This is a genomic window from Paralcaligenes ginsengisoli (assembly GCF_054781135.1).
The window spans coordinates 50,414-72,212 of record NZ_BAAGUZ010000002.1; the positions used below are offsets into that span (position 1 = coordinate 50,414).

Annotated in this window: 19 protein-coding genes, 2 tRNA genes and 1 pseudogene; 17 read left to right on the plus strand and 5 right to left on the minus strand. The window is 60.4% G+C overall.

Annotation, left to right across the window (positions count from 1 at the left end; translation table 11 throughout):
- Positions 1 to 4: 4 nt before the first annotated feature.
- Together ACYVIS_RS00405 and ACYVIS_RS00410 are read right to left on the minus strand one after the other, a co-directional pair.
- A complete protein-coding gene (locus ACYVIS_RS00405; protein WP_460872938.1) occupies positions 5 to 901 on the minus strand; it encodes a glutamate ABC transporter substrate-binding protein in 897 nt (298 codons plus the stop codon).
- A gap of 88 nt (positions 902 to 989) precedes the next feature.
- A complete protein-coding gene (locus ACYVIS_RS00410; protein ID WP_460873181.1) occupies positions 990 to 1,712 on the minus strand; it encodes an amino acid ABC transporter ATP-binding protein in 723 nt (240 codons plus the stop codon).
- 343 nt (positions 1,713 to 2,055) lie between these two features.
- Between ACYVIS_RS00410 and yghU the strand changes: the two genes are divergently transcribed.
- Complete coding sequence (gene yghU, locus ACYVIS_RS00415) at positions 2,056 to 2,934, plus strand: glutathione-dependent disulfide-bond oxidoreductase (protein ID WP_460872939.1); 879 nt, start codon at positions 2,056 to 2,058, stop codon at positions 2,932 to 2,934.
- Between the two features lie 42 nt (positions 2,935 to 2,976).
- Here the strand turns inward: yghU and ACYVIS_RS00420 are convergent.
- Positions 2,977 to 3,050, minus strand: a tRNA-Gly gene (locus ACYVIS_RS00420).
- A 138-nt stretch (positions 3,051 to 3,188) separates the two neighbouring features.
- Between ACYVIS_RS00420 and trmB the strand changes: the two genes are divergently transcribed.
- Both trmB and pip read left to right on the plus strand, forming a co-directional pair.
- Complete coding sequence (gene trmB, locus ACYVIS_RS00425; protein ID WP_460872940.1) at positions 3,189 to 3,923, plus strand: tRNA (guanosine(46)-N7)-methyltransferase TrmB; 735 nt, start codon at positions 3,189 to 3,191, stop codon at positions 3,921 to 3,923.
- Positions 3,924 to 3,949: 26 nt separating this feature from the next.
- Positions 3,950 to 4,885 carry a prolyl aminopeptidase gene (pip, locus tag ACYVIS_RS00430; protein ID WP_460872941.1) on the plus strand — a complete coding sequence of 312 codons (936 nt, stop codon included), beginning with the start codon at positions 3,950 to 3,952 and terminating at the stop codon, positions 4,883 to 4,885.
- 135 nt (positions 4,886 to 5,020) lie between these two features.
- Here the strand turns inward: pip and ffh are convergent, their stop codons facing one another.
- On the minus strand, positions 5,021 to 6,436 hold the full coding sequence (gene ffh, locus ACYVIS_RS00435; protein ID WP_460872942.1) for a signal recognition particle protein: 1,416 nt from the start codon (positions 6,434 to 6,436) through the stop codon (positions 5,021 to 5,023).
- A 102-nt stretch (positions 6,437 to 6,538) separates the two neighbouring features.
- Between ffh and ACYVIS_RS00440 the strand changes: the two are divergent.
- The 3 genes and pseudogenes from ACYVIS_RS00440 to ampD all read left to right on the plus strand — a co-directional run bounded on the left by ACYVIS_RS00440 (position 6,539) and on the right by ampD (position 8,224).
- Positions 6,539 to 7,381 (plus strand): annotated as a pseudogene (locus ACYVIS_RS00440) (cytochrome C assembly family protein).
- Position 7,382: 1 nt separating this feature from the next.
- Positions 7,383 to 7,646, plus strand: a complete 264-nt coding sequence (locus ACYVIS_RS00445; protein WP_232742447.1) for a PP0621 family protein — start codon at positions 7,383 to 7,385, stop codon at positions 7,644 to 7,646.
- Positions 7,643 to 8,224, plus strand: coding sequence for a 1,6-anhydro-N-acetylmuramyl-L-alanine amidase AmpD (gene ampD / locus ACYVIS_RS00450; protein ID WP_460872943.1), 582 nt, complete (start codon positions 7,643 to 7,645; stop codon positions 8,222 to 8,224). The genes ACYVIS_RS00445 and ampD overlap by 4 nt, the downstream gene beginning before the upstream one ends.
- A gap of 153 nt (positions 8,225 to 8,377) precedes the next feature.
- Here the strand turns inward: ampD and htpG are convergent, their stop codons facing one another.
- Positions 8,378 to 10,288, minus strand: a complete 1,911-nt coding sequence (htpG, locus tag ACYVIS_RS00455) for a molecular chaperone HtpG (protein WP_460872944.1) — start codon at positions 10,286 to 10,288, stop codon at positions 8,378 to 8,380.
- Positions 10,289 to 10,500: 212 nt separating this feature from the next.
- On the opposite strand from htpG, the gene ACYVIS_RS00460 reads away from it, so the two are divergent.
- The 11 genes from ACYVIS_RS00460 to ACYVIS_RS00510 all read left to right on the plus strand — a co-directional run bounded on the left by ACYVIS_RS00460 (position 10,501) and on the right by ACYVIS_RS00510 (position 21,747).
- On the plus strand, positions 10,501 to 11,361 hold the full coding sequence (locus ACYVIS_RS00460) for a DMT family transporter (protein WP_460872945.1): 861 nt from the start codon (positions 10,501 to 10,503) through the stop codon (positions 11,359 to 11,361).
- 233 nt (positions 11,362 to 11,594) lie between these two features.
- Complete coding sequence (locus tag ACYVIS_RS00465; RefSeq protein ID WP_460872946.1) at positions 11,595 to 12,746, plus strand: NAD(P)/FAD-dependent oxidoreductase; 1,152 nt, start codon at positions 11,595 to 11,597, stop codon at positions 12,744 to 12,746.
- 29 nt (positions 12,747 to 12,775) lie between these two features.
- Positions 12,776 to 14,230, plus strand: a complete 1,455-nt coding sequence (locus ACYVIS_RS00470) for a M81 family metallopeptidase (protein ID WP_460872947.1) — start codon at positions 12,776 to 12,778, stop codon at positions 14,228 to 14,230.
- A gap of 35 nt (positions 14,231 to 14,265) precedes the next feature.
- Positions 14,266 to 15,846: an ABC transporter substrate-binding protein gene (locus ACYVIS_RS00475; protein WP_460872948.1), complete on the plus strand. Its 1,581-nt coding sequence runs from the start codon at positions 14,266 to 14,268 to the stop codon at positions 15,844 to 15,846.
- Positions 15,847 to 15,894: 48 nt separating this feature from the next.
- Entirely contained in the window at positions 15,895 to 16,830 is a 936-nt protein-coding gene (locus ACYVIS_RS00480) for an ABC transporter permease (RefSeq protein WP_460872950.1), read from the plus strand.
- Between the two features lie 27 nt (positions 16,831 to 16,857).
- Positions 16,858 to 17,700 carry an ABC transporter permease gene (locus ACYVIS_RS00485; protein WP_460872951.1) on the plus strand — a complete coding sequence of 281 codons (843 nt, stop codon included), beginning with the start codon at positions 16,858 to 16,860 and terminating at the stop codon, positions 17,698 to 17,700.
- An 8-nt stretch (positions 17,701 to 17,708) separates the two neighbouring features.
- Positions 17,709 to 18,701 (plus strand): ABC transporter ATP-binding protein, encoded by a 993-nt coding sequence (locus tag ACYVIS_RS00490; protein WP_460872952.1) that lies wholly within the window; start codon positions 17,709 to 17,711, stop codon positions 18,699 to 18,701.
- 23 nt (positions 18,702 to 18,724) lie between these two features.
- Positions 18,725 to 19,708 carry an ABC transporter ATP-binding protein gene (locus ACYVIS_RS00495; protein WP_460872953.1) on the plus strand — a complete coding sequence of 328 codons (984 nt, stop codon included), beginning with the start codon at positions 18,725 to 18,727 and terminating at the stop codon, positions 19,706 to 19,708.
- Between the two features lie 24 nt (positions 19,709 to 19,732).
- The gene (locus tag ACYVIS_RS00500; protein ID WP_232742436.1) at positions 19,733 to 20,359 is read left to right on the plus strand and encodes a helix-turn-helix domain-containing protein; all 627 of its coding nucleotides are present in this window, start codon (positions 19,733 to 19,735) and stop codon (positions 20,357 to 20,359) included.
- A 100-nt stretch (positions 20,360 to 20,459) separates the two neighbouring features.
- Positions 20,460 to 20,544 (plus strand) — tRNA-Leu (locus ACYVIS_RS00505).
- 135 nt (positions 20,545 to 20,679) lie between these two features.
- Complete coding sequence (locus ACYVIS_RS00510) at positions 20,680 to 21,747, plus strand: site-specific integrase (RefSeq protein WP_460872954.1); 1,068 nt, start codon at positions 20,680 to 20,682, stop codon at positions 21,745 to 21,747.
- Positions 21,748 to 21,799: the final 52 nt, after the last annotated feature.

Below are 21,799 nucleotides of genomic sequence, written 5' to 3' on the forward strand. Positions count from 1 at the left end.
TCCTCTAATACAAAATGGGTGGTGGCGTTGCGTCGCCCGGCATCACCGAGCCGAGTGTGCTGTCGTACATCTTCTTCCACTCGCCGTTGGCAAAGATTTTCTTCAAGTACGAATCGAGATAGTCGTGAAGCGCCTTATCGCCCTTCGGCAAGCCGATGGAGTCGTTATCCGAGGCTTTTTTCCCAGCCGTGTTCAGCAGCTCTGTCGGTACGAGCTTGAACTTGCCGGGATTCTGGCTCATCTGCCCCAATAAAATACTCTGGGTCGTTGTAACACCGTCGACCCGCCTCTGCTGAAGCGCCTCCATGCATTGCGTCATCGAGCTGAATACCGTCAACTTCGCTTTGGGCGCATTCAAAGGAACATAGGTTTCCGACCCCGAGCCCTTGGTCACGCAGATATTCTTGCCGTTGAGGTCCGACACCTTCTTTATGGAATCGTCGCCTTTGTTCACCATGGTGCCGATCGGACTCATGAGGTAAGGCCCGGCAAAATCGACGGCTTTCTCGCGTTTCGGATTTGGCGGGTAAGTCGCAATCACGATATCCACCTTGTTTTGCTGCAGAAATACTTCGCGGTTGCCGCTATTGACTTCAACGAATTGGATATTGCTGGCGCTGCCGGTCAAATCCTTGGCAATTCCCTGAGCGAGCTGAATGTCCATTCCTTCCAGTTTGCCGGTAACCGGGTTTTTCAATCCAAACAGCGGAAAATCGACTTTGACTCCCACAATTATCTTGCCGCGTTGCTGTATTTTGGCCATCGTCGTACCCGCCGGGTAGGCCTTGACGGCCGATGAAGCGCCCTCGTTGGTATGCTCCGCGCCGATGGCGCACTCGCTGGCGCCCAGAGCAAACGCGGCGGCAACAGCCATCGAGGCGAAGATTTTCGACCGTTTCATACACTTCATATCCGACACTCCTTTTACCTGTCTTGTGATCAAACAGCCCGGGCACCTGCGCCCCGACCAACGAAGAAACCAAGCCCTTTCAACGCACGGAGGCGAGAAAGCTGCGGGCACGCTCGCTCTCTGGCGCACTGAAGAAGGCTTCCGGGCCTGCAACCTCGACGATCGCTCCATCCGCCATGAAGACCACCCGATCGGCGCACGACCTGGCGAATGACATTTCGTGTGTGACAACGATCATGGTGGTTCCTTGCCCGGCCAACTGCTGCATGGTTGCCAGGACCTCCTGGGTTGACTCCGGGTCTAGCGCAGAAGTGGGTTCATCGAAGAGAATGACCTTGGGATCCATCGCGAGGGCGCGAGCGATTGCCGCGCGCTGGCGTTGGCCTCCTGAAAGTTGCGCCGGCATCGAATTCGCCTTCGAGCGGATTCCGACCATGTCGAGTAGACGGTAAGCATTGGCCTGCGCCGAGGCTCTGTCTTGCCCGAGGATTTTACGCGGCGCCAGCGTCACGTTTTCCAGAATCGACTTATGTGAAAACAAATTGAAGGATTGAAAGACCATTCCAATCCCGGCGCGGAATTCGTATAGCTCTGTTCCCTCGACCGGCTGAGGCTTGCCGTCGACGAATATCGATCCTTTGTCGATGATTTCCAGCCTGTTGATTGTTCGGCACAGGGTGGACTTGCCTGCCCCGGAGGGGCCAATGACCACCACCACCTCGCCTCGCCCGACGGCCAGATTGATATCTTTTAGAACTTCCAGATCGCCAAAGCGTTTCCATACCCCCCGGAATTCGACAATGGCTTCCTTGCCGGACGTGTCCCTGGCGTCTTTCGTAAGACCTGTGTTTTCTGCCCTCGACCATGCGCTACGGCGTAACATGCGGCTTAGGCAATAAACTGATAGTTGTTCGGAGCCCTTGTGCGTCCCGCATGCTGGTCGAGTGCCTGTTTGTTGGTCTTGCGCACAGTGAGACCTCCTTGATTGATCAGATACGCCACGGGTCAACCATGGCGTAGAAAATGTACTACAGTCTACTACCGTCGGTAAGCAGGCGCAATAAAGTGGGTCATCGAGGCTTGCCCTCACAACGCTATGATCGACATGATGGCCGAGAGCTCTTTGTTTTTTCTGGAGATGAAATATGACAGATACCCCTGAGTACACCCCCCCGAAGGTCTGGACCTGGAACAAGCCCAATGGCGGCAACTTCGCGAGCATCAACCGGCCGATCGCCGGCCCGACCCACGACGAGGCCTTGCCGGTGGGGCGCCACCCGCTGCAGCTCTATTCGCTCGCCACGCCCAACGGCCAGAAAGTCACCATCATGCTGGAAGAGCTGCTGGCTCTGGGCCACTCCGGCGCCGAGTACGACGCGTGGCTGATCAAGATCCGCGAGGGCAAGCAGTTCAGCAGCGGTTTCGTCGAAGTGAACCCCAACTCCAAGATCCCGGCGCTGATGGACCGTTCAGGCCCGGAACCCGTGCGGGTGTTCGAGTCCGGCGCGATCCTGGTCTACCTCGCCGAAAAGTTCGGCGCCTTGCTGCCCACCACACAGCCAGCCCGCGCCGAATGCCTGTCCTGGCTGTTCTGGCAGATGGGCAGCGCACCCTATCTGGGCGGAGGCTTCGGTCACTTTTACGCCTATGCGCCGACCAAGATCGAATACGCCATCGATCGCTATGCCATGGAGGTCAAGCGCCAGCTCGATGTGCTGGACCGCCGCCTGGCCGAAAGCGAGTTCCTGAGCGGGGCCGACTACACCATCGCCGACATCGCGGTGTTTCCCTGGTACGGCGGCCTGGTCAAGGGCTGGCAGTACGGCGCGGCCGAATTCCTGTCGGTGCAGGACTACAAGCACATACAGCGCTGGGCCGACACAATCCTGGAGCGGCCCGCAGTGATTCGCGGGCGCATGGTCAATCGCGTATCGGGCGATCTTTCCACGCAACTGCACGAACGCCACGACGCCGACGACTTCAATACGAAAACACAAGACAAGCTTGCGGAAGAACCATCGTGAGGGAATTTCAGTAGACGGCCACAGCTCCGTGGATCGAGGCGATGGAGCGGGTGAAGGGAATCGAACCCTCGTATGCAGCTTGGGAAGCTGCCGTTCTACCATTGAACTACACCCGCAAAGGCTGGTGAATTGACGCGGAGCCAATCGTACAGCGCAGGCATTATAGCGCCAGCTTCCAACTGTTACGCAAGCCCCGCGCTTTTTCTTCACGGACAAGCGTGAAAGAACGGCCCGCAATCACTACAATTCAGCTTATGAATACGAACGACGATCCCTTGAACAACGAGGCCCCCGGCGCGACGGGCGAGCCGCCGGCGGGGCAGCCCGGCCATATCCGCAGCTTTGTGCACCGCCGCAGCCATATCACGCCAGGGCAGAAAGAAGCACTCGACCGCCTGATGCCCTTGTGGGCGCTGCCCTATCGAACCTCGACCCTGAGTTTCAACCAGACCTTTGGCCGGGTTGCGCCGACAATACTCGAAATCGGTTTTGGCATGGGCGAAACCACCGAGAAAATAGCCACATCGCGCCCAGGCGACAATTTCCTGGGTATCGAGGTTTTCAACTCCGGCGTAGGGGCTCTTCTTAAAAGAATTGAAACATCGGGGCTGCAAAACATACGCATCATCCAGCACGATGCCGTGGAAGTCGTGCGCAATATGCTCGAGCCGGATTCCCTGGCGGGCATACACATCTATTTTCCCGACCCCTGGCCCAAAACGCGCCACCACAAGCGCCGTCTGATCCAGCCCCCGTTTATCGCACTGCTGGCCAGCCGCCTGGCCCCCGGAGGCTATATCCATTGCGCCACCGACTGGGAAAACTATGCCGAACAAATGCTGGAGGTGCTGGGCGCCGAACCAAGCTTGTGCAACACCTGCGAGGCCTATGCGCCGCGGCCCGATTTTCGCCCCCAGACCAAATTCGAAACACGCGGGCTGCGTCTTGGGCATGGCGTCTGGGACCTGATTTTCACGCGCCAGGCCTAGGGCCTGATAACGCTAAAAGGGAAGCAATGTACCCTGAAATACAGCCCTACCGGCAAGGCTTTCTGGACACGGAAGACGGACACCGCATCTATTGGGAACTATGCGGAAACCCGGCGGGCAAGCCCGCCATTTTTTTGCATGGCGGCCCGGGCAGCGGCTGTTCGGCGGCGCACCGCCGCCTGTTCAATCCCGAACGCTACAAAGTGCTGCTGTTCGATCAACGCGGCTGCGGCCGCTCGACCCCGCATGCCAGCCTTGAAAACAATACGACCTGGCATCTGGTGGCCGATATCGAGCGCTTGCGGATCGAAATCCTGGCAGCGGAAAAAAGCCTGGTGTTTGGCGGATCATGGGGGTCGACCCTGGCGCTCGCCTATGCCCAGACCCATCCGTCGCACGTGAGCGAACTTGTGGTGCGCGGCATTTTCGCCATGCGGCAAACCGAATTGCACTGGTTCTACCAGGAAGGCGCATCGTGGCTCTTTCCCGACTTGTGGGAACAATACCTTGCGCCGATCCCGCCCAAAGAGCGCGGCGACCTGATCGCGGCGTACCGCAAGCGTCTTACCAGCCCCGATCGCAGCATCCAGCTCGAAGCCGCCCACGCCTGGAGCCAATGGGAAAGCCAGACCATCACCCTGCTGCCCAGCCCGCAACACCAGCAGTCGCATGCGGGCGACGACTCGGCATTGGCCTTTGCACGCATCGAAAATCATTATTTTGTGCACAAAGGCTGGCTGGAAGAAGGACAGCTCCTGAATAACGCCCATGTGCTGCAGCATATACCCGGCATTATTATCCAGGGCCGCTACGATGCCTGCACGCCGGCGAAAACCGCATGGGAGCTCCACAAGGCCTGGCCCCAGGCCGAGTTCCACCTGGTGCCCGATGCCGGGCACGCCTTCGACGAACCCGGCATTCTGGCCAAGCTGCTCGCCGCCACCGACCGCTACAGCCAGTAGACGTGGGCTCGCGAAACATGAAGGAGTAGCTGAATCGACAGGGGCGGGCCACAAAACGTGGAAGCACCCATCGCCCGTCGCCGAGCAGTGGCTTCGTAGAGGCGGGCCTTGTGCCCGCCCGAACCGGCAAGCTGCCTAGCGCATGCCCCCGAAACCGCCTTTGCCCAGGCCTTTCAGGCCACCCATGGCGCGCATCATTTTGGCCATGCCGCCTTTTTTCATTTGCTTCATCATGCCCTGCATCTGGTCGAACTGCGCCAGCAGGCGATTGACTTCCTGCACGGGCACGCCCGCGCCGGCCGCGATACGGCGCTTGCGCGACGCCTTGAGCAGTTCGGGCTTGACCCGTTCGGCGGCCGTCATCGAATTCAATATGCCTTCCGTGCGCCGCAGCTGTTTCTCGGCCTGGCCGCCTTGCAACTGCCCGGCCGCCTGCGCGAACTGGGCCGGCAGCTTTTCAAGCAGCGAACCCATATCGCCCATTTTCTTGACCTGTTGCAGTTGGTCGCGAAAATCGTTCAAATCGAAGCGGCTGCCCGACTTGATCTTGGCCGCCAGCTTTTGCGCCTCGGCCATATCGACATTTTTCTGCGCCTGCTCGACCAGGGACACGATGTCGCCCATGCCCAGCACGCGCTGCGCCATGCGTTCCGGATGGAAAGGCTCGAGGCCGTCGAGTTTTTCCGATACCCCGACAAACTTGAGAGGCTTGCCGGTAACATGGCGCACCGACAGGGCCGCGCCGCCGCGCGCATCGCCGTCGAGCTTGGTCAGCACCACACCGGTCAGCGGCAGGGCATCGGCAAAGGCCTTGGCCACATTGACCGCGTCCTGGCCCTGCATGGCATCCACCACAAACAGGGTTTCTATGGGGTTCAAAAGATCGTGCAGAGCGCGGATCTCGCGCATCATGACCTCGTCGATGCCCAGGCGCCCGGCCGTATCGACGATCAATACATCGTAGTGGTAGCGCTTGGCATGATCGAGCGCTGCACGCGCAATGTCTTCGGGCTTTTGCGAGGTATCGGAAGGCAGGAAATCGACCTTGACCTGCTCGGCCACCATTTTCAACTGCTCGATGGCGGCCGGACGATACACGTCGGCGCTGACCACCAGCACTTTTTTCTTGCCGGTCTTGCGCCCATTCTGGCTGTGGCCGCCTTCGCTCAGCCATTTGGCGAGCTTGCCGGTTGTGGTGGTCTTGCCCGCGCCCTGCAGGCCGGCCATCAGCACCACCGCGGGCGGCTGGGCCGCCAGCGAAAGCTCGCCGGCTTCGGCGCTCTGGTCGCCGCCCATCAGGGACGTCAATTCTTTATGCACCACCCCCACCAGCGCCTGGCCCGGGTTCAGGCTGCCCACGACATCCTGGCCCAGCGCCCGCTCTTTCACGCGGGCGACGAAATCGCGCACCACGGGCAAGGCCACATCGGCCTCGAGCAGCGCCATGCGCACTTCGCGCAGCATCTCTTGAGTATTGGCTTCGGTAAGCCGGGCCTCGCCCCGCATGGTTTTCACCACGCGCGACAGGCGTTGAGTCAGATTGTCGAGCATAACGATTGTTTCGCTTAAACTAGTTGATCTCTGGGGATAAGGTCTAAAATCGCCTTAAGCGGGCATTATGCCCTACCCGGTCAAATCAGAACTTCAGGGAATATGTCTGCAGGCATTGTATTTCACTCGTTAGCCGCGCTGGCTTATGCCATTTTGGCCATTTCGCTCTGGCGCCCCCTCACCCTTGGCGGCGCCCAGGCCCATGCCGGCAAAGTCGGGCGGATATGCCTGCTTAGCGCCATCGTCCTGCACGGCATAGCGCTGCATCAGTCCATCCTTCTGGACAACAGCCTGCGCCTGAGCTGGGCGCTGGGCATGTCGGCCGCCATATGGGTAGGCATGATCATATTCTGGCTCGAAAGCCTGATCTTGCGCATCGATGGGCTGCTGCTCATTTTACTCCCCGCGGTCACGCTCGTCTCGCTGGTCGCCGCCGTGTTTCCGCAGGGCTATATCGTGGCTCACGCTCACAACGACTGATTGCGCGCGCACCTGCTTATTGCGCTGACCGCCTACGGGCTTATCACCATTGCCGCGCTGCACGCCATACTCATGATCGCGCTGGACCGCCATCTGCACCGTCCCGTCGAACAGGAAGCCAACCGCAATTTCATCAGCCGGGCGCTCGACTCCATGCCGCCCCTGCTGGTGCAGGAGCATCTGCTGTTTCGCCTGATCTGGATAGGTTTTTTCGTCCTGACCCTGGCGGTCATTTCCGGCGCCATCGTTTCCATGGGCCTGACCGGGAAAATGTTTCCCCTGGATCACAAAACCGTGTTCACCCTGTTGTCGTGGCTGACCTTCGGGGGCCTGCTGCTGGGCCGCTATGCGCGGGGCTGGCGCGGCCGCATTGCCCTGCGCTGGACGCTGGTGGGGTTTGCCTTTTTATTGCTCGCCTATACAGGCAGCCGATTCGTGCTCGAAGTCATACTGCAACGAGGTTAAAGTGGGAAAAGTATTATTCTGGATAGTGCTGATCGTCGGCGGCATGCTGCTGGCCCGCATCCTGGCGCAACACAATGCCAACAACCAGGCGGGCACCCGCCAGCCCAAGCAGGCGGCCCGCCGCGGCGCCCCGCCCATCCAGCATCCTGAATCCATGGTGCGCTGCGCCCACTGCGGCATACACATGCCGCGTTCCGAAGCCGTTCTCATCAACGGCCAGACCTGGTGCAGCCAGGAGCATGCCAAGCTGGGCGTACGCTCGTGAGCCCGCTGGCGCTGGACCGCCACGGCTGGCTGCGGCACCACCCGAAAGTAGCCCACGCCCCCTCGCCCAATCACGATACACGCCCGCAAGGCATCGATCCCATCCTGCTGGTCGTCCACAATATCAGCCTGCCTCCGGGAATATTCGGCGGCACGGAAGTGGTCGATCTATTTCTGAACCGCCTCGATTACTCCACCCATCCCTGGCTGCCGCGCCTGCGCGGCCTGCGGGTGTCGGCGCATTTTTTCGTGCGCCGCGACGGCACGGTGGTGCAGTTCGTCTCAAGCGACCAGCGCGCCTGGCATGCCGGCGTATCGTCTTTTGAAGGCCGCGAGCGCTGCAATGATTTTTCCATCGGAATCGAGCTGGAAGGCACCGATTGCACGCCCTATACCGAAGACCAGTACCGGACGCTGGCCGACTTGAATTCGGCCCTGCGTTGCCGGCATGCCTTGAAGGCGGTGCGCGGCCACGAACACATTGCCCCCGGCCGCAAGACCGACCCCGGCCCCGGTTTCGACTGGGGCCGTTTCGGGCAAGAGTGCGGCTGGTTCAAAAGGCAGATGCCACCGGTTTAATTGAATTTGTCGACAGCGCCAAGGCTGGTAAGGGCGGCCTTGCGCCCGTACACGTCACGATACGTCAACGAGGGGCGGCCACCAGGGCCGCCGCTACGGTGAATCGACAATATTCACGCATCAAGCGTAGGGGCGGGCCTTGCGCCCACCCGTTCAGGTATTGAGCAGCAAACGGTTCATGCGCTTGACGAACGAGGCCGGGTCGGCCAGGTGTGCGCCTTCGGCCAGCATGGCCTGGTCCAGCAGCAACTGGGCCCATTCGCCGAAATCGCCGTCGGCCGCATCCTGCACGCGACCGATCAAGGCGTGTTCGGGATTGATTTCCAATATCGGCTTGACCTGCGGCGCTTCCTGCCCGGCCGCCTGCAGCATGCGCATCAGGTGCGGGCTGAGCTCGTTTTCATCGACCACGACGCAGGCCGGCGAATCCACCAGGCGCACGGTCACCCGCACGTCTTTCACTCTGTCGGCCAGCGAGGTCTTCAGGCGTTCGATCAAAGGCTTGAAGGTTTCGGCGACTTCGGTCTGATGCTTTTTCTCGTCTTCGTCGGCCAGCTGATCGAGGTCCAGGCCGCCCTTGGCGATCGACACCAGCGACTTGCCCTCGAATTCGCGCAGATGCGACAGCATCCATTCGTCTACGCGGTCGGACAGCAGCAGGACTTCCAGCCCTTTCTTGCGGAAAATCTCCAGATGCGGGCTGTTGCTGGCCGCCGCGTAGGAATCGGCACTGACGTAATAGATTTTGTCCTGCCCTTCTTTCAGGCGACCGACATAATCGGCAAAAGACACGGTTTGCGCGGCGCTATCGGCCTGCGTGGAGGCAAACCGCAACAGCTTGGCGATGCGCTCTTTATTAGCGGCATCTTCGCCCGTACCTTCCTTGAGCACCTGGCCGAACTGTTCCCAGAACTCGGCATACTGCTCCGGCTTGTTTTCCGCCAGATCCTCCAGCAGGGACAATACCCGCTTGGCGGAACCCTCGCGGATCACGCGCACGTCGCGGCTTTCCTGCAGGATTTCGCGCGACACATTCAAAGGCAGGTCAGACGAATCGATCACGCCGCGCACAAAGCGCAAATACATGGGCAGGAGCTGTTCGGCATCGTCCATGATGAAGACGCGTTTCACGTACAGCTTGACACCGCGCCGCCCTTCGCGATCCCAGAGATCCATGGGCGCATGCTTGGGGATGTACAGCAACTGCGTATATTCGCTGCGGCCCTCGACCCGGTTATGCGTCCAGGCCAGGGGGTTGTCGAAATCGTGCCCAATATGCTTGTAGAACTCCTGGTACTGCTCGTCGGTAATATCGGACTTGCCGCGCGTCCACAAGGCATTGGCCTGATTGACGGTTTCCCATTCGGTCTTCTTGACCTGCTCGGATTTTTCGCTGTCCCATTCTTCCTTCAGCATCTGAATAGGCAGCGAGATATGATCGGAATAGCGGCGCAGCACTTCGCGCAGTTTCCAGCCGCTTAGAAAGTCGTCTTCGCCTTCGCGCAGATACAAGGTAACCGAGGTGCCGCGATCGGCTTTCTCGACCTGCATGATCGAGAATTCGCCCTGGCCGTCCGATTCCCACAAGATGGCATCGGTTTCCACCGCGCCGGCGCGACGGCTCAGCACCGACACTTTTTCGGCCACAATGAACGAAGAATAAAAACCCACGCCGAACTGGCCGATCAGCTGCGCATCTTTTTGCTTGTCGCCGGTCAGATGCGAAAAGAATTCCTTGGTGCCCGAGCGCGCTATCGTGCCCAGGTTGGCCACCGCCTCGTCGCGCGACATGCCCACGCCGTTATCGGAAATCGTAACCGTGCGTTGCGCCTTGTCGTATTCCACTCGAATGCGCAGATCGGTATCGCCTTGCAGCAAATCCGGCTGGTCTATGGCCTCGAAGCGCAATTTATCGCACGCATCCGACGCATTGGATACCAGCTCGCGCAGGAAGATTTCCTTGTTGCTGTACAAGGAATGAATCATCAAATGCAGCAGTTGCTTGACCTCGGCCTGGAAACCCAGTGTTTCGGCGCCTTGAACGGAAGTATCGGATTCGCTCATAATCTTTGAATTAGTAAATGATTTAATGGACAGAAGCCCGCCTGGCGGGCCGAACAGGTTTGTATATGGGGGCGAAGGCGCAATTTTCAAGAGCCCATCCCCGCGCATTGCAATACCGATAATACTTCCGGCACGGCATGGTTTGCCGGCGCAACACGCTATCATGATCCGGCCCGGCTACCGCGGTACAACCCCATTTTCCGATTATCCCTATGTCCAAGACCACGCCGAACATCAATGCCGGTATCTGCTGTCTGCTCCTGGGCACCCTGGCGCTGAGCCTGAGCGACGCCGCGGTCAAATCCCTGGACGGCCGCTATAACGCCCTGCAAATCCTTTTCCTGCGCTCGGCGGTCGCGCTGCCGCTGGTCACCGCGCTGGCCCTGAGCCTGGGCGGGCGCTGGACCCTGCGCACCCGCCAGTTGAACCTGCATGCCTGGCGCGGCCTGCTGAATGTGGTCGGGGCTTGCGCCTTCTATCAGGGGCTGGTGCATTTGCAACTGGCCGAAACCACCGCCATTGCCTATGCCGCGCCGGTCTTTGTCGTGCTGCTGTCCGCCTGGCTCCTGAAAGAAAAGCTCGATATCTACCGCACAATAGCCGTCGCCCTGGGCTTTACAGGCGTGCTGATCATCGTCCGCCCCGGCAGCAGCGCCTTCCAGCTTGCCTCGATCTACCCGCTGATAACGGCTCTTACCTACGCCTGCATGATGGTCAGCGCGCGGCGCATCGACGCAGGCCACAGCTTCCCCACGCTGATGTTTTATTCCGTCCTGCCCCAAGTCGTGTTCAGCATCGTCCTGATGCCGTGGCTGTGGCAGCCCGTTGCCGGCGGCGACTGGATAAGCATCTTTGCCATCGGCATTTTCAGCACACTGGGGGTCAGCCTGATTTCCCAGGGTTTTCGCCTGGCCCCGGCCTCTGTGGTCGCCCCCTTCGATTACTCGGGCCTGTTATGGGCCACGTTCTTCGGCTGGCTCGTCTGGGGCGAATTGCCCGACCAGTTCAGCTATATAGGCGCGGTCCTGATCATAGCGGCGGGCCTGACAGGCGCCCTGCGCCAAAAGGCCTAGGGCCTGTCAACGCGAAAAGGGCAGCCGCACTGGCCCTAGGGTAATCACCAACTGTTTCGTATTGACCCTGGCGTCGATTTGTTCAAGAATTCTCATATTCGAAAATTCTCATATCAGATAATTTTCCACGCCAGCGCCACGGTACCCGCCTGCCCGGCCCCATCCAGGCATCGCCCGCCGCAGCCTCGATCAGGCGCTGAAGCCACACCACAGGACGCAACAGCCGCTTATCCATGCTCAAGCAACACTACGACTATTTAATCATCGGCGCCGGCATTGCCGGCGCGTCACTGGCCTACAGGCTGGCTGCGCAGCAGGCCAGCGTGCTGGTGATCGAACAGGAAAAACAGGCCGGCTACCATTCCACAGGGCGCTCGGCCGCCATGTTCATGGAAAGCTACGGCACGCCGACCATACAGGCCCTGACCCGGGCCAGCCGCGCCTTCCTGGAATCGCCGCCGCCTAACTTCTGCACGCACGAACTGATCAAGGATCGCGGCGTTCTCTATATTGCGCACCGGGGCCAGGAAACCCTGCTGGAGGAAACGCTCAAGGATCTGCGGGCCTGCGGGGCCAGCGTCGAGCGGGTTTCCAGCAGCCACGTCCTGGCCAAAGTCCCCTGCGTGAAAGCGCAGGACCTGATCGGCGCCATCGAAGAATCCGACGCCAAAGACATCGATGTCGACGCCTTGCACCAGGGCTTCCTGAAGGGCGCCCGGCAGGCCGGAGCCGAAATCCTGCTCGGCACGCGCGTCACGGCCGCCCGGCGCCAGGGCCAGGCCTGGAACCTCAGCCTGGCGGGCCACGGCGATCTAACCGTGTCGTCGGTCATCAACACCGCGGGCGCCTGGGGCGACAGCGTTGCCGCGCTCTTTGGCGTGCAGCCCGTCGGCCTGCAGCCCAAGCGGCGTTCGGCCTTTACCTTCAAGGCCGACGCCTACCCCGACACGGAACACTGGCCGGCGGTGGTCGATATCGACAACAGCTTCTATTTCAAACCAGACGCCGGGCAGCTGCTGGGTTCGCCCGCCAACGAAGACCCGGTCGAGCCCCACGATGTGGTGCCCGAAGAGCTCGATATCGCCATCGGCATCGACCGCATCCAGTCGGCCACCACCCTGGAAATCCGCCGGCCCAGCCATGTGTGGGCCGGCCTGCGCAGCTTTGTGCCGGACGGCGAACTTGTCATGGGCTGGGATCCTGAACAAACCGGATTCTTCTGGCTGGTGGCGCAGGGCGGATACGGCATCCAGACCTGCGTGGCCGCCTCGCTCCTGGCCAGCAACCTGGTGCTCGGCCAGGCGCTCGACCCATCGTTGGCCGCCGAACGGATCCGCCCCGAAATCATGTCGCCGCGCCGCTTCCGGCCGGCCCCCGTCGTTTGAACTCTTCCCCTGTTACCTGGCAGCCCAGCATGAAAATATTCACCGCAGCGATCGCAACCGAAACCAATACCTTCTCGCCCATCCCCACCGGCCTGGACTGTTTTCATGCCCGCGGCTATTTTCCCGCCGGGCAACATCCCGACCAGATGATGCATTTTGCCGGCCCCACCTGGGCAACCCGGCTGCGCGCCAAGGGCACCGACTGGCAGGTCGTGGAAGGCACGGCGGCCGGAGCCATGCCGGCGGGCCTGACCACCCGCCACGCCTACGAAACCCTACGCGATGAAATCCTGGCCGACCTTAAAAAAGCCGGCAAAGTCGATATCGTGCTGCTGGGGCTGCACGGCGCCATGGTCGCCGACGGCTACGACGACTGCGAAGGCGATATTCTCAGCCGCGTGCGCGCCATCGTCGGCAAAGAGGTGGTGATAGGCGCCGAGCTCGATCCGCACTGCCATTTCACGCCGCTCATGGCCGACAGCGCCGACCTGCTGATCTGCTTCAAGGAATACCCCCACACCGACATTCTCGATCGCGGCCTAGATCTGGTCGACCACTGCGTGGCCATGCAGCAGGGCAAGATCAAGCCCAGCGTCGCCGTGTTCGACTGCGAGATGGCGTCCATGATGCATACCTCCCGCGAACCCATGCGCAGCTTCGTGGACCGCCTGTTCGAACTTGAAAAACAGCCCGGCATCATTTCCATTTCGATTGCCCAGAGCTTTCCCTGGGGCGATGTGCCGGAAATGGGCACCAAAGTCATTGTGTATACCGACGACGACCCCGCCAAGGCCGCCGCCCTGGCCCAACAACTGGGCCAGGAAATCATCGAATTCCGCGACCGCCTCCAGGCGCCTTACCCCAGCGTTTCGGCGGCCATCGACCAGGCCCTCGTCGGCCCGGTATTCCCCGCCATACTGGCGGACTCGGCCGACAATCCCGGCGGCGGAGCAGCCGGCGATTCGACCTTCATTCTTGAAGAACTGTTGAAGCGCCATGTCAAGGACGTGGTGCTCGGGCCGCTCTGGGATCCGGTCGCCATCCAGATCTGCCAGGACGCGGGCGTGGGCGCGCGCCTGCCCTTGCGCATCGGCGGGAAAACCTCGCCCGCCTCCGGCAATCCCGTGGACGTGGTGTGCGTGGTCAAGGAACTGAAAAAAGAAGCCATCATGACCGGGCTGTCCGGCTCGCCGTCGCGGCTCGGCAACGTGGCAGTCATCGAGGTGGAAGGCATCACCATTGTGCTGGTCACGGCCCGGAACCAGGCCATAGGCACAGACCTGTTCACCCAGTTCGGCATCGACCTGGCCAGGCAGAAACTGATCGTGGTCAAGTCCTCACAGCATTTCCAGGCCGAATTCTCAAAAGTCTCCCGCAACATTATTTACGTCGACTCGCCGGGGTCGGTACCCAGGGACCTGGCCATCCTGAAATACAAGAAGGTCCGCTTCCCGAAATGGCCCGTCCGCCGGCAAGAACACTGATCGCTCCAAAACGAATATATCCAGAGAGGAATGACATGAAAGCAAAACCATACGGCTTCTACAAAAAACTGGCGCTGGGCCTGCTGATAAGCGGCGCGCTGCTTGGCACCGCCTCGGCCACCACGCTGAAACTGGTGCCCAACGGCGACCTGAAGATTCTCGACCCCATGTTCACCACCGCGTACATCACGCGCAATCACGCCTACATGGTCTTCGACACCCTGTTCGCCCAGGACAGCAAAGGGGACATCAAGCCCGAAATGATCGACAAATGGTCGACCTCCGCCGACGGCAAGAAGTGGTCGTTCACCCTGCGCGACAAACTGATGTTCAGCGACGGCACACCCGTCACCGCCGAAGACTGCATCGCATCGATCGAACGCTGGGCCAAGAAAGATTCCCTGGGCAAGGCCATGATGAAGGCCGGCGCGCAGTTCAAGGCGGTGGACGCCAAGACCTTCGAACTGACTCTCAACGAGCCATTCGGCTTTGTGCTCGACGGCTTTGCCAAGCCCTCTGGCTATGCGCTCTTCATCATGCCCAAGCGGCTGGCCGATACCGAGCCCAGCGTCGCGATCAAGGAAATGGTCGGTTCCGGCCCCTTCCTGTTCAAGAAAGACGAATGGGTGCCCGGCAGCAAGGCGGTCTATGTGAAGAACCCCAACTACGTTCCGCGCGCCGAACCGGCCGACGGCCTGGCCGGCGGCAAGGTTGTGAAAGTCGACCGCGTGGAATGGAACTACATTCCCGACGGCAACACGGCCACGGCTGCGCTCATGAACGGCGAAGTGGACATGATCGAACAGGTTTCGCCCGACTTCCTGCCGGTGCTGGAAGGGAACAAGGACATTACCTTGAGCACTTCGGTCTCGTCCGAAGGCCTGATGGTTCCCAACCAGTTGTTCCCGCCCTTCAACAACCCCAAGGCCAGGCAGGTCCTGTATTACCTGGTGAATCAAAACGAATACCTGGCCGCGGTCGGCGTTCCTGAAAAATATCGCGTCAAGTACTGCCCCTCGCTGTACTCCTGCGGCTCGCCCTACGCCACTGATGCCGGCGCGGCGCCCTTTAAGAACATGGATATCGAGAAGGCCAAGGAACTGCTGAAAGAAGCCGGCTACCACGGTGAAAAAGTCGTGGTGCTGCATCCCACCGACACGGTGATCGCACCCGCCACGCTGGTCATCGCCCAGAACCTGAAGAAAGCCGGCGTGAACGTCGATGTGCAATCGATGGACTGGGCCACGCTGTCGGCGCGCCGCATCAAGAAGGACGCCCCCGACAAAGGCGGCTGGAACATCTTCCTGACCCAGGCCGGCTACTTCGACATCAACAATCCGCTGGCCAGCCCCTGGCTGGCGGCCGCCTGCGGCAACAGCCTGCCCGGCTGGCCCTGCGACAAGAAACTCGACGAACTGCGCACGCAATTCATGCAAACATCGGACGCCGCAAAACGCAAGGCGCTGGCGGCCGACATCCAGGTCGAGGCCTACCAGAGCGTGCCTTATGTCATGTGGGGCGAATACAAGCAGGTCTTCGCCACGCGCGGCCTGAAAGACTACACGCCCATGAAATCCGGCATCGCGGTCATGTGGAACGTGGAGAAAACCAAATAGACCGCGCCTTCGCGGCAGGACACAAAGCAACAGAAAGGAATCCATAACGTGCTTTATGTATTGAGACGACTGCTTTCAACCATACCGGTCATGCTGGTGGTGGCGGTCTTTGTGTTCCTGCTGATACACATTTCGCCCGGAGACCCCGCCGCCGTCATGGCGGGCGACCAGGCGACCGCCGACGACATACAGAAAATCAGGACCAACCTGGGCCTGGACAAGCCTCTGCTGGTGCAGTTCGGCACCTGGTCGGCGCATGTGCTGCAGGGCGACCTGGGCACCTCCATTACCACCGGCGAACCGGTGCTTAAGCTGATCGGCCAGCGCGCCGGCCCGACCCTGTCGATTGCCCTGTTCACCATCCTGTTTGCCGTACTCGCCGCCATCCCGCTGGGCATCCTGGCCGCCTGGCGGGCCGGCGCAATCACCGACAGGCTGGTCATGTTCCTGTCGGTGCTGGCTTTCTCGGTGCCCGTGTTCCTGATCGCCTACGGCTTCGTCTATGTGTTTTCCATCAAGCTGGGCTGGCTGCCGGTGCAGGGCTACCGAACCTACGCGCAAGGGCTGGGCGCCTACATCAGCCACCTGGTGCTGCCCTGCGTGTCGCTGGGCCTGATCTATATGGCGCTCATCACGCGCATGACCCGCGCCACCATGCTGGAAGCCCTGTCGGAAGACTACATCCGCACCGCCCGCGCCAAAGGCCTGGGCAGCCGGCAGATCATCTGGCACGCCTTCAAGAATGCCGCCAACCCCATCGTCACGACCGTGGGGGTTGGCATCGCCATGCTGATCGGCGGCGTGGTCGTCACCGAAACCGTGTTCGCCATTCCCGGCATCGGGCGGCTGACCGTCGATTCCGTACTCAGCCACGACTACCCCGTCATCCAGGGCATCCTGCTTCTGGCATCGGCCGTGTATGTGCTGATCAACCTGGTGGTAGACCTGTCTTATCGCCTGTTCGACCCCCGCGTCGACCAATAGCGCCGCCGGACCACAGGTACCCATCCCATGAAATTGCGAACCCGCTTTTATTATTCCTTCAGACAGCATCCCATGATGTACCTGGGCATGCTGGTATTGCTGCTGCTGGCCTTCATTGCCGTGGCCGCCCCCTGGCTGAGCCGCATCGACCCGCTCGACATCGATCCGCTGGCGCGCATGAAGCCGCCCTCGCTGGCGCACTTCTTCGGCACCGACGGCCTGGGCCGCGACGTGTACGCCCGCACCCTCTGGGGCTCGCGCGTGTCGCTGATCGTGGGCATCGCCGTCTCGTTCATCAGCGTCGCTGCGGGCGTGGCCATAGGCATGATCGCCGGCTACTTCCGGCACATCGACATGTTCATCATGCGCATCATGGACGGCCTGATGGCCATCCCCGGAGTGCTGCTGGCCATTGCCCTGATGGCCGCCTTTCGCGGCGGCCTGGCCACCGTCATCTTCGCCATCGTGATTCCGGAAATTCCCCGCGTCGTACGCCTTGTCAGGGCGCTGGTCATCATCATCCGCAACCAGCCCTATGTGGAAGCGGCGGTGGCGCTGGGCTCGCGCACGCCCAAGATTCTGGTGCAGCACATCCTGCCCAATCTGTTCGCGCCGCTGATGGTGCAGGCCACCTTTATCGCCGCCTCGGCCATCATCACCGAAGCGGTCCTGAGTTTCCTGGGGGTGGGCATTCCGCCGCAGATTCCCAGTTGGGGCAACATCATGGCCGAGGGCCGCAACTACCTGGCCATCGCCTTCCATATCATCCTGTTTCCGGGCCTGTTCCTGGCCGTGACGGTGCTGGCCATCAATATGCTGGGCGACGGCCTGCGCGATATGCTGGACCCGAAGCTGGCCAAGAAAATATAGGATCGCCCATGCACGACACCCGCAAGAAAATACTCGATGTGCAGAATCTGAGCGTGCATTTCCAGGGGCTGGAACGCTCCGTCGTGGCCGTGAAGAACCTGTCGTTCCACGTGGGCCGTGGCGAGATCCTGGGCATTGTCGGCGAATCGGGCTGCGGCAAAAGCGTAACGTCTCTGGCCATCATGGGCCTGCTGGGCAAATCCGCCAAAATCGCCACCGGCGCCATCCTGCTCGAAGGCGAAGACCTGTTGCGCAAATCCGAAGCGGAACTGCGCAAGATTCGCGGCAACAAGGTTTCGATGATCTTCCAGGAACCCATGACCTCGCTGAACCCCGTGTTCAGCGTCGGCCAGCAGATCATCGAACCCATTGTCCTGCACCAGAAAAAATCCAAAAGCCAGGCCCGGGCCGATGCCATCGAACTGCTGAAACTGGTGCAGATCTCCGACCCCGAGCGACGCCTGAACAACTACCCCCACGAACTCTCGGGCGGCATGAGGCAGCGCGTAATGATCGCCATGGCCCTGGCCTGCCAGCCCGACGTCCTGATCGCCGACGAACCCACCACCGCCCTGGATGTGACCATACAGGCGCAGATCCTGGACATTCTGCGCGACATCCGCCAAAGGCTGGGCACCGCTATTATTCTGATTACCCACGACCTGGGCGTCGTGGCCGAGGCCTGCGAACGCGTCATGGTGATGTACGCCGGGCAGAAAATAGAAGAAGGCCGCGTCGCGGAAGTGCTGTTCCAGCCCAGCCACCCCTATACCCAGGCCCTAATCCATTCCCTGCCCGCCTATTCCGACTTCCAGGGCGAAAGCACGCGGCTGGTCGAACTGCCCGGCATCGTCCCCACCATGACGCCGGACTCGCAAGGCTGCCCCTTCTACTCCCGCTGCAGCCAGGCGCTGGACGCCTGCGCCAGCCGCGCGCTGACCGAGCTGGCCGTGGGCGGCACGCACCGCATCTGGTGCCGCGACGGCCTGCCTGGCCACTAAGCGCACCCAAAGCGAGACTCCTTATGCACACACAGCCCGCCGACCACGGCGCCCCCCACCCCTACGTCGAAGTCCGCGACCTGAAGAAATACTTCAAGGTCAAGAAAAGCCAGGGCACGGCCCTGCTGAAAGCCGTCGACGGCGTATCCCTGGTCGTTCGCAAAGGCGAAACCCTGAGCATCGTCGGCGAATCCGGCTGCGGCAAATCCACACTGGGCCGCTGCCTGGCGCGCCTGCTGGAATCATCCGCCGGCGAAATCCGCTTCGACCAGCAGGACATCACCGGCCTGAAGGGCCATGAACTGCGCGCCCTGAGAAAGAAAATCCAGTTCATCTTCCAGGACCCGTTTTCATCGATGAACCCCCGCATGCGCGTCGAATCCATACTGATGGAGCCCCTGCGCAATTTCAACTACGCCCGCAAAGACGCCGACCGGCGCATCGCCGAGCTGCTCAAGCTCGTCAGCCTCAAGCCCGAGGCCCTGAAAAAATACCCGCACGAATTTTCCGGCGGCCAGCGCCAGCGCATCGTCATCGCCCGCGCCCTGGCCCTGGAACCCGAATTCATCGTCTGCGACGAACCCGTGTCGGCGCTGGACGTATCGGTGCAGGCCCAGGTCATCAACCTGCTGACCGACCTGCAGAAATCACTGGGCCTGACCTATATTTTCATCTCGCACGACCTGAGCGTCGTCAAGCACATCAGCCACCGGGTCGCCGTCATGTACCTGGGCCGCGTCGTAGAAACCGGCACCCGCGACGCCATCTTCAACCACCCCCGGCACCCCTACACCCAAGCCCTGATCGCCGCCGTGCCGCGATTTGCCGACGTTAGCGGCAAGGCCGACGTACAGCGCCTGGAAGGCGAAATCCCCAGCCCCATGAACCCGCCCTCGGGCTGCGCCTTCCGCACACGCTGCCCCATGGCCCAGGCCCGCTGCGCCCAGGAAACACCCCTGCTTCGAACCATCGACGGCGAGCAGCAGGCCGCCTGCCACTTTGTATAAAGCCCAACCTATACAATGCATGCCATGAGCGCGCACCCCGCCAAACCCTTTTCCGAAATCGTCTCCAAAGAAGCACTGGGCCTGCGCCTGCGCGCCATCCGCAAGAAAAAGGGCTTCACACTGAAGGCCCTATCCGCGCAATCCGGCGTCGCGCTATCGACCCTGTCCAAGGCGGAGCTTGGGCAAACCTCGCTAAGCTACGAGAAATTCGTGGCCATTTCCTGGGCCCTGGGCGTGGACATGTCGGAACTGTTCGAGTCCAAAGGGCCCCACGACGACGCGCACGACAGCATACTGACCTCTGCCGACGCCACACCCAAGACCTACTCCACCGACAACTACGAAATCAAGTTCCTGTTCGGCGACTCCGCCCAGCGCATCATGATCCCCATGCAGGCGAAAATCCTCTCGCGCAAGCTGGAAGACTTCGAAGACTATATCCGCCACCCCGGGCAGGAATTCGTCATGGTGCTGAGCGGCGCCGTGCAGATCCATTTCGAGAATGCCACTATCATTACCCTGAAGAAAAGCGAATCGGCCTACTTCAACAGCACCCTGGGGCACAAGTATTTGTCGATCAGCAAAGAGCCGGCCGATATATTGACGATATGCACCAATATCGACAACACCAAGGCCGTGCCGCCGCCATGATTTCGGAGGAGTGGGGCGATTTTGCAAGGTTGGCAAAGCTGCTATAATCGCGTTCTTTCCTATCAAGCGCACGGTTGTTGGTTGTGCGTTCTGCTCCAAGGCCCGGGTGGTGAAATTGGTAGACGCAGGGGACTCAAAATCCCCCGCCGCAAGGCGTGCCGGTTCGATTCCGGCCCCGGGCACCAGCTTAAAATACACTGTGTTTACAAGTGTTTAGCTGGATTCAGACCTCTACCCCAAGACTGGGGGATTTTCCAAGATTGCGAGTTAGGTACAGTTTCGGTACAGTGGTGAAGCGTTGAGCATCATCCGGAGCCTAAATGGCCACTATCGTCAAGACTCCTTCCGGTACCTGGAAGGCACTAATCCGCAAAACTGGCTGGCCTGCTACCGCCAAAACTTTCCGCACTAAAAGAGACGCCGAAGACTGGGCGCGCCGTACTGAAGATGAAATGGTACGCGGAATGTACATACATCGTGCGCCGGCTGAACGGATGACCGTTGAAGCGGCGCTGAAACGTTATCTGCGGGAAGTTACCCCAACTAAGCGAGCATCGACCCAAATTGGCGAACATAAGAAATCCCAGGCGCTGATCAAGCATTTGGGTAAATATTCGCTCGCTAGCTTAAGTGCTGATATTGTTGCCCAGTACCGTGATGCTCGTCTGGCTGGCGATGAGGATGCAGACGGCAAGCGCGTTCCGCGTAGCAATAACACTGTACGGCTGGAACTGGCCCTGCTTGGCCACCTATTCACCGTTGCGATCAAGGAATGGGGCATTGGGCTGCCGTTCAATCCAGTGTCTAATATTCGCCGCCCTGCCCCTGGTGCTGGGCGTAACCGACGGCTAACATCGGCAGAGAATAAACGGCTACTGACAGCAGTGGATGCCTATTCGAATCCGATGTTTAGCTGGATAGTGCGTATCGCGCTGGAAACCGGGATGCGCCTGTCGGAAATTGCAGGGGTGCGGGTGGGCCAGGTGGATATGCAAAAGCGTGTCGTCAGGCTGGAACATACCAAGAACTCATCACCACGTACTGTGCCGCTGACCAAGGCCGCGACAAGCACGTTTCAAGCTGCACTGGACAATCCGTTACGGCCATCGGAGACGGATCTAGTGTTCTTTGGTGAGCCAGGCCGTGATGGTATCCGACGGTCCTATCTGTTTGATAAGGCATGGAATGACGCCAAGAAAACGGCTGACCTAGTTGATTTCCGATTTCATGATTTACGGCATGAAGCGGTTAGCCGATTGGTGGAGGCCGGGCTTTCAGATCAGGAAGTGGCTGCGATCAGCGGACATAAGTCTATGCAGATGCTGAAACGATATACGCATCTTAGGGCTGAGGATTTGGTGGGGAAACTGGATCAGTTGGAAAGATAATACTGATCCGAAAAAGTACTGGCCAATTAACCATTTGATGTTGACCTGCGTT

Bases quoted from the DNA above. Each gene is read 5' to 3' on its own strand.
- ACYVIS_RS00500 (WP_232742436.1), top strand. From the start codon at position 19,733: ATGAGCGCGCACCCCGCCAAACCCTTTTCCGAAATCGTCTCCAAAGAA.
- ACYVIS_RS00485 (WP_460872951.1), top strand. From the start codon at position 16,858: ATGAAATTGCGAACCCGCTTTTATTATTCCTTCAGACAGCATCCCATG.
- pip (WP_460872941.1), top strand. From the start codon at position 3,950: ATGTACCCTGAAATACAGCCCTACCGGCAAGGCTTTCTGGACACGGAA.
- ACYVIS_RS00465 (WP_460872946.1), top strand. From the start codon at position 11,595: ATGCTCAAGCAACACTACGACTATTTAATCATCGGCGCCGGCATTGCC.
- ACYVIS_RS00405 (WP_460872938.1), bottom strand. From the start codon at position 901: ATGAAACGGTCGAAAATCTTCGCCTCGATGGCTGTTGCCGCCGCGTTT.
- ACYVIS_RS00470 (WP_460872947.1), top strand. From the start codon at position 12,776: ATGAAAATATTCACCGCAGCGATCGCAACCGAAACCAATACCTTCTCG.
- yghU (WP_460872939.1), top strand. From the start codon at position 2,056: ATGACAGATACCCCTGAGTACACCCCCCCGAAGGTCTGGACCTGGAAC.
- ACYVIS_RS00510 (WP_460872954.1), top strand. From the start codon at position 20,680: ATGGCCACTATCGTCAAGACTCCTTCCGGTACCTGGAAGGCACTAATC.
- ffh (WP_460872942.1), bottom strand. From the start codon at position 6,436: ATGCTCGACAATCTGACTCAACGCCTGTCGCGCGTGGTGAAAACCATG.
- ACYVIS_RS00495 (WP_460872953.1), top strand. From the start codon at position 18,725: ATGCACACACAGCCCGCCGACCACGGCGCCCCCCACCCCTACGTCGAA.
- trmB (WP_460872940.1), top strand. From the start codon at position 3,189: ATGAATACGAACGACGATCCCTTGAACAACGAGGCCCCCGGCGCGACG.
- ACYVIS_RS00475 (WP_460872948.1), top strand. From the start codon at position 14,266: ATGAAAGCAAAACCATACGGCTTCTACAAAAAACTGGCGCTGGGCCTG.
- ACYVIS_RS00490 (WP_460872952.1), top strand. From the start codon at position 17,709: ATGCACGACACCCGCAAGAAAATACTCGATGTGCAGAATCTGAGCGTG.
- ACYVIS_RS00460 (WP_460872945.1), top strand. From the start codon at position 10,501: ATGTCCAAGACCACGCCGAACATCAATGCCGGTATCTGCTGTCTGCTC.
- htpG (WP_460872944.1), bottom strand. From the start codon at position 10,288: ATGAGCGAATCCGATACTTCCGTTCAAGGCGCCGAAACACTGGGTTTC.